Below are 5,085 nucleotides of genomic sequence, written 5' to 3' on the forward strand. Positions count from 1 at the left end.
GATCCCATCGCCGAATCTCCTTCGGCAATAGGGAATCACGGCGCGCAAATCGGCCAAAATCACAAAAGAGTCAGCAGCCAAGACCGTTGGTATTACCTTTAAAGCTCGCTAATGCAGCGTCAGAGCTCACAATACTCCGCTCAGCCTTAAAACCGGTAATCTCTCCGGTCTTAACCACGCAGGTTTTAGTTTCTGTCTCTTGCGGCTGACCGGGCTCGTTCTTGTGCGGAATGACATAGTGCTGCTTCAGCGGCCCGGAACGCCAGGGCCATGATGGTCATTTGAGGATTGACGCCGGGCGCTTCCGGAATGAGGCTGCCATCAGCGACAAACAGGTTTTCGACGCCACGCACCCGTCCGTAACTGTCGACCGCGCAAGCATCCCGATGCTCGCCAGGCGGGCAGCTCGAAAACAGGTGTATGGACATCAAATTGGTTGCCCGTTTGGGCAAAGGCTTGTTCCAGAATTCATGCACCTGATCAGGGCTCGTCCACCCTTCATGGCCGGATATGCTCGGGAACACCTTGCGGGCGCCGGCCTCAAACATGACTTGGCCAAGACGGGTGAGAACGTGGCGCAAAGCAATCCAGTCCTCAGGGGCGAGTTCGAGACTGACAAGCGGCTCGTTGATTCCGGGAAGCGGTCTCACCGAGCCCACTCCGCGCGGCCGTATCATTCCGTAATATGAGCCGCAAAAACGCCAGTTCCGCATCAGATCGCCGCGATTGGTCCAGTCTTCCGCAAGCGAGAGGCCAAAGATCGCGGGAGTAAATACTGATCCACCGATCCGTTGTTCCGGCATGAATTCGGTAATCGCCGTCAGAGGGAGCCGCGACTGATGCGCATCGACCGGCTCATTAAACAGCGCCGTTGCCCTGATTGTCGGGTGAACGCGCAGCGTATTACCAATGCATTTGCGCGGGCCGGAGCGGCGCAAAAGCGCAGGGGTGTGAATTGCACCGGCGCACACAAACACCATGCCGGCTTTTACGTGCACTGCCACGGCATGTCCGCCTGTATCGCGTGAACGGGCAAGGACTTCTGTGGCACGGCCTTTTTCAATTCGTATGCTGTCCACCCGCGTTTGCGCCAGCAGGCGCATACCGCGGTCCACTGCCTTTGGCAGAAGGGTCACCGCCATGGACTGCTTGGCGCCGTTCGGACAAACATAAGAACACCGGTTGGCGCCCTTGCAGCCACGTTGCCCCCGTTTCAGTTCCGACACTCTCCAGCCGAGCGCTTCGCCCCCCTTCCGCAGAATGTCGGTGGCACGTCCGAGCGGACCGGGAGTCAGGCTTGCATTTACCGCCGTCTCCGCGCGCTCGTAATATTGCGCCAGTTCATCCGGCGTAAAATTCTCGATCTTATAGAGCTCGCGCCATTGATCAATGAGATCGCTATCGGCTCGCTGGGTAATAGCGCTGTTGATTTCGGTTCCTCCCCCGACGCAGCGGCCTTCGGCATAGTTAATGGCGGGGCGCCCAATCGCGGCGGTTAGTCCTCCGCTGCGCCAGGCTGCCAAAAATGCCTCGCTTGCGATAGGAGAAGCTGAGGATGACGGAATATGCTTACCTTCTTCAAGCATGATTACAGAAATACCGGCAGCTGTCAGCACATCTGCTACGCTGGCACCGCCCGCACCAGAACCGATAATCACAGCATCCGCTTCCAGTCGCAGTGCGTTGCTCGGATGAAAACGGCCTTTCATGTCCAAGCCTTTTAATTCCCTGCAGGCCGTACGTACAACAGTCTTGCCGCCACGGGCATCTGCTCATAAAATGCGAGCAGCGTCATCGATCGATAAAGGCGCACGACGGATCTGATGGGACCGGGCGATCTCTGCAGAAGATTATAAAACCTGTCTGCGCGAAGCGCGCTTGCCAACGGACCGCCCGCGCCGGCTGAAATCAAAAAGATGCAAAGGCTCAGGAAGATCGAAACGCTTCGAACCGCCAAACGAATATGAAAGGGGGCACCCGCAATGGCTCGGGTGACGCTTGGTACGACTTCAGTTACTACGGCTTTTTTTTCTTCTCCGTCGAGTAGTGGCCACGCAGGTATCAGTGTTGCCACAATCACTCGATCGAATACCATTTTCAGTCTCCTCGAGTCAGAACAATAATACCGGCCAAGACAAGACCGAGGCCAATCCCTTTAGACAGATGAAACGGTTCCCCAAAAATGTAGTATGATGCAACCGCCAGCATCGCAAACCCGGAACCCGCCAAAATCGGATAAGCGACGGACACCTCCATGGAGTCGAGAGCCTTTGCAAAAAATACGACGTTGACGCCGTAAAATAGCAGTCCGCCCATAAAGCCAATTGAGAGAAACTTATCGATTGGTCCGGCGTCGGTAGGCAGTGAGGTCCGGCTCCATTTCAGCAACATGTTGCCGATACAGGAATTCAAGCCTGCCGCAAGAACCGTGATCAGGGGTAGCGTATTCATCCCGGGGTCATCCGCAATACGTACGGAATTAGTGCCAAAATCTGCTGTTTGACCGGCGACTTATGATGTGACGCTCCGCCTTTGCTCAGAGACGCCTTATTGGCCTGATACCAATCATAGGTGTCGATAATCATCTGAGAATTAGAATACTTCGGCGTATAATAAAGTTCTTTTTGAGCTTTCGAAATATCGAAATACATCGATCGCCCGTACATGAGCGAATGATAGGGGCCTAATGGAGATAGGCCAAGCGTACTTGCCAAATTTGCTGCGATGGCAGTCGGCCCCATCGGAATAGACTTGATTCGGCTTTCGGTACCAGTATGGTCAATTACCGTCTGCAGAAGTTCACGCATTGTGCCAAATTCGGCCGCTCCAATATTGTATTCGGCAAATCCGCTCATATCCGATGCCGCAATGCATGCCCAGGCCAAATCATCCGAGTGAACGAACTGATATCTGTTATTCCCGCCAGCAAAAACTGGAATGTCGAGGCCCCGTTCTATCCAGTCAAACAGGATTTGGACGATGCCAAGGCGGCCGTGTCCGAGAATGGTCCGCGGGCGCACAATCGTCACATCCAGACCATGTCGTTGCATTGCTTTCTTACAAATGATTTCTCCTGCGAGTTTTGCACGTCCGTAGTCTTCAGCAGGATTGGGTTCTGTATTCTCTGTCACGGGATTCTCTTTGGGAACGCCAAAAACAGCGCTGGAGGAAGTATAGATCAGCTTCACGACTCCTGCCGCAACCGCTTCGTCGGCAAGGATCTGAGTGCCGTCCTTGTTGATGGACCAGAACAGGTCTACATCCTTGGCTAAAGGCACTTGGGCGACGTTGTGGAAGACCTTGTCCACGCCGGAGACTGCTTGTTTGACCGCGTTACGGTCCAGGATCGTGCCTTTGAAAAATTCCAGATTGGGATGACTGAAGCCAGGGAAATTTAGGTCGAACACGCGAACGTGGGTTCCTTGCTCAAGTAACTGTTTGCTCAACAATTCCCCAAAATACCCCGAACCGCCGGTAACTAGAGCTGTATTCACCATCTCTGACCTACAAAAAGCTGACACCCAATTTCAAGAAACTGCTGAGACCACGTGTCAGCCTTTGGGTCATGCTGACTGGTATCCTGCGGTTCAGTGCAAACCTGGTCCCTAACTGCGATGCATCCGCTGCTAATCGTGCATTTTCCGTGCCAAAGGGAAAAATGTTTTATATCAAAATGATAGCGCCATAACTGCCGTGTCGCATATTCGACATCGTTAGATTGCAGACAAAAGGTACGCATACGACGAAGGCCGCATGATTGGCACACGCGCGTTGGCGCGGTGGGCTCTATGATGGCGTTGCGTGAAGGTCAGGCGGCCTGCTGATCGGCGGGCTTGTCGGCTTCGCGCAGGCGCTTCCATTCCCAGGGCAGTAGTTCGTGCAGACGCGAGGCGGGAAGATCGGCAATGCGGGCCAGGGCGTCGGCAAGCCAGGCTTTCGGGTCGACGTCGTTGAGGCGTGCCGTGGTGATGAGGGTAAGCATGACAGCGGCGCGGTCGGCGCCGCGCTGGGAACCGGCGAAGGTCCAGTTGCGCCTTCCCAGAGCCATCGCAGTGTCATTCTGCCCATGTCGGGCAGATGGTGGAGTTTCATTATCGCTGGCATCCATATTACGGCGGTCGTTTTCAGCATGAAGGTCGCGAGGACCGGGCCAATGGCGCGATCATCCGGGTAGAGATCAGGCCGGGTGAGATCATCCAGTTGGCGGAGTGGATGCTGGATCGGGCGTTTTGCGCCGACATGGAGATGGGCGAACCGCGTGTTGCGGTGATTGGGCTTGTAGAGCTTCATAGACTGCTTACCGAGCGCGGTTTCAGGCAGACTTCGAGGGGTGGACTCACGGCCATCCAGGAGGCGCGCCATGAAGGCTTTACCACTACCGCCGACATTACTAGTGCTGACCCAGCAGCTGAGCATGCCGTTCGATACGCCGCAGATGCGAGGCCTGAGCGACGGGGAACGAAGCGTCGTTGTCGCCAGGCTGGCGACCCTCCTGATGGCCGCGGCCGGCGTCGCGACGAAGGAGACGAGCGATGACGGGCAATAATCTCCTTCCAGCCACGGTGCTGAAGCGCAAAGCTGTGGTCTACGTTCGACAGTCGACCCCGGGTCAGGTCCAGAACAACCTGGAGAGCCAGCGGCGACAATATGAACTTGTCGATGTCGCGCGACGCTGGGGTTTCCGTGATGTCGATGTGATCGACGATGACCTTGGTCGTACCGCCAGCGGTGCTGTAGACCGCCCTGGTTTCGAACGACTGGTGAGCGGCCTGTGCACGGGCAAAATTGGCGCAGTGCTCTGCCTCGACGCATCGCGTCTTTCTCGCAATGGCCGGGATTGGCACCATCTCCTGGAACTGTGCGGCCTGGTTGAAGCGCGCGTCATAGATCTCGACGGAGTGTACGATCCGTCGGCCTAACGATCGATTGTTGTTGGGCATGAAGGGCAGTATCAGCGAGTTTGAGCTCGGCATTTTGCGAACGCGCATGCTTGTCTGCGTATTCCGACGAAGCCGGCCATCGATTCCGATTTGAAGCCGGCCAGTCATTCCGATTTCATTCCGGCCGGTGTTCCGATTTGAAGCC

5 protein-coding genes and 2 pseudogenes are annotated in these 5,085 nt (G+C 55.8%); 2 read left to right on the top strand and 5 right to left on the bottom strand.

Annotated features, from left to right (window positions below; genetic code table 11):
- Nucleotides 1-185: 185 nt before the first annotated feature.
- The 5 genes and pseudogenes from NKJ11_RS33515 to NKJ11_RS33535 all read right to left on the bottom strand — a co-directional run.
- Nucleotides 186-1,709, bottom strand: coding sequence for an FAD-dependent oxidoreductase (locus NKJ11_RS33515; protein ID WP_352795166.1), 1,524 nt, complete (start codon nt 1,707-1,709; stop codon nt 186-188).
- A gap of 11 nt (nt 1,710-1,720) precedes the next feature.
- Nucleotides 1,721-2,095, bottom strand: coding sequence for a hypothetical protein (locus tag NKJ11_RS33520; protein WP_352795162.1), 375 nt, complete (start codon nt 2,093-2,095; stop codon nt 1,721-1,723).
- 2 nt (nt 2,096-2,097) lie between these two features.
- The gene (locus tag NKJ11_RS33525; RefSeq protein WP_352795163.1) at nt 2,098-2,451 is read right to left on the bottom strand and encodes a DMT family transporter; all 354 of its coding nucleotides are present in this window, start codon (nt 2,449-2,451) and stop codon (nt 2,098-2,100) included.
- Entirely contained in the window at nt 2,448-3,497 is a 1,050-nt protein-coding gene (locus NKJ11_RS33530; RefSeq protein ID WP_352795164.1) for an NAD-dependent epimerase/dehydratase family protein, read from the bottom strand. The genes NKJ11_RS33525 and NKJ11_RS33530 overlap by 4 nt, the downstream gene beginning before the upstream one ends.
- Nucleotides 3,498-3,808: 311 nt before the next feature.
- Nucleotides 3,809-4,048 (bottom strand): annotated as a pseudogene (locus tag NKJ11_RS33535) (transposase domain-containing protein); the annotation flags it as partial.
- Between the two features lie 312 nt (nt 4,049-4,360).
- Between NKJ11_RS33535 and NKJ11_RS33540 the strand changes: the two are divergent.
- Complete coding sequence (locus NKJ11_RS33540) at nt 4,361-4,546, top strand: hypothetical protein (RefSeq protein ID WP_352795165.1); 186 nt, start codon at nt 4,361-4,363, stop codon at nt 4,544-4,546.
- A pseudogene (locus tag NKJ11_RS33545) lies at nt 4,533-5,016 on the top strand (recombinase family protein); the annotation flags it as partial. The gene NKJ11_RS33540 and the pseudogene NKJ11_RS33545, both read left to right, overlap by 14 nt.
- Nucleotides 5,017-5,085: the final 69 nt, after the last annotated feature.

Source organism: Mesorhizobium sp. M0243 (genome assembly GCF_040321775.1).
In the GTDB taxonomy this organism is placed as follows: domain Bacteria; phylum Pseudomonadota; class Alphaproteobacteria; order Rhizobiales; family Rhizobiaceae; genus Mesorhizobium.

What these genes read in the sequence shown, in the direction of transcription:
- NKJ11_RS33540 (WP_352795165.1), top strand. Translation starts at nt 4,361, where the DNA reads ATGAAGGCTTTACCACTACCGCCGACATTACTAGTGCTGACCCAGCAG.
- NKJ11_RS33530 (WP_352795164.1), bottom strand. Translation starts at nt 3,497, where the DNA reads ATGGTGAATACAGCTCTAGTTACCGGCGGTTCGGGGTATTTTGGGGAA.
- NKJ11_RS33515 (WP_352795166.1), bottom strand. Translation starts at nt 1,709, where the DNA reads ATGAAAGGCCGTTTTCATCCGAGCAACGCACTGCGACTGGAAGCGGAT.
- NKJ11_RS33520 (WP_352795162.1), bottom strand. Translation starts at nt 2,095, where the DNA reads ATGGTATTCGATCGAGTGATTGTGGCAACACTGATACCTGCGTGGCCA.
- NKJ11_RS33525 (WP_352795163.1), bottom strand. Translation starts at nt 2,451, where the DNA reads ATGAATACGCTACCCCTGATCACGGTTCTTGCGGCAGGCTTGAATTCC.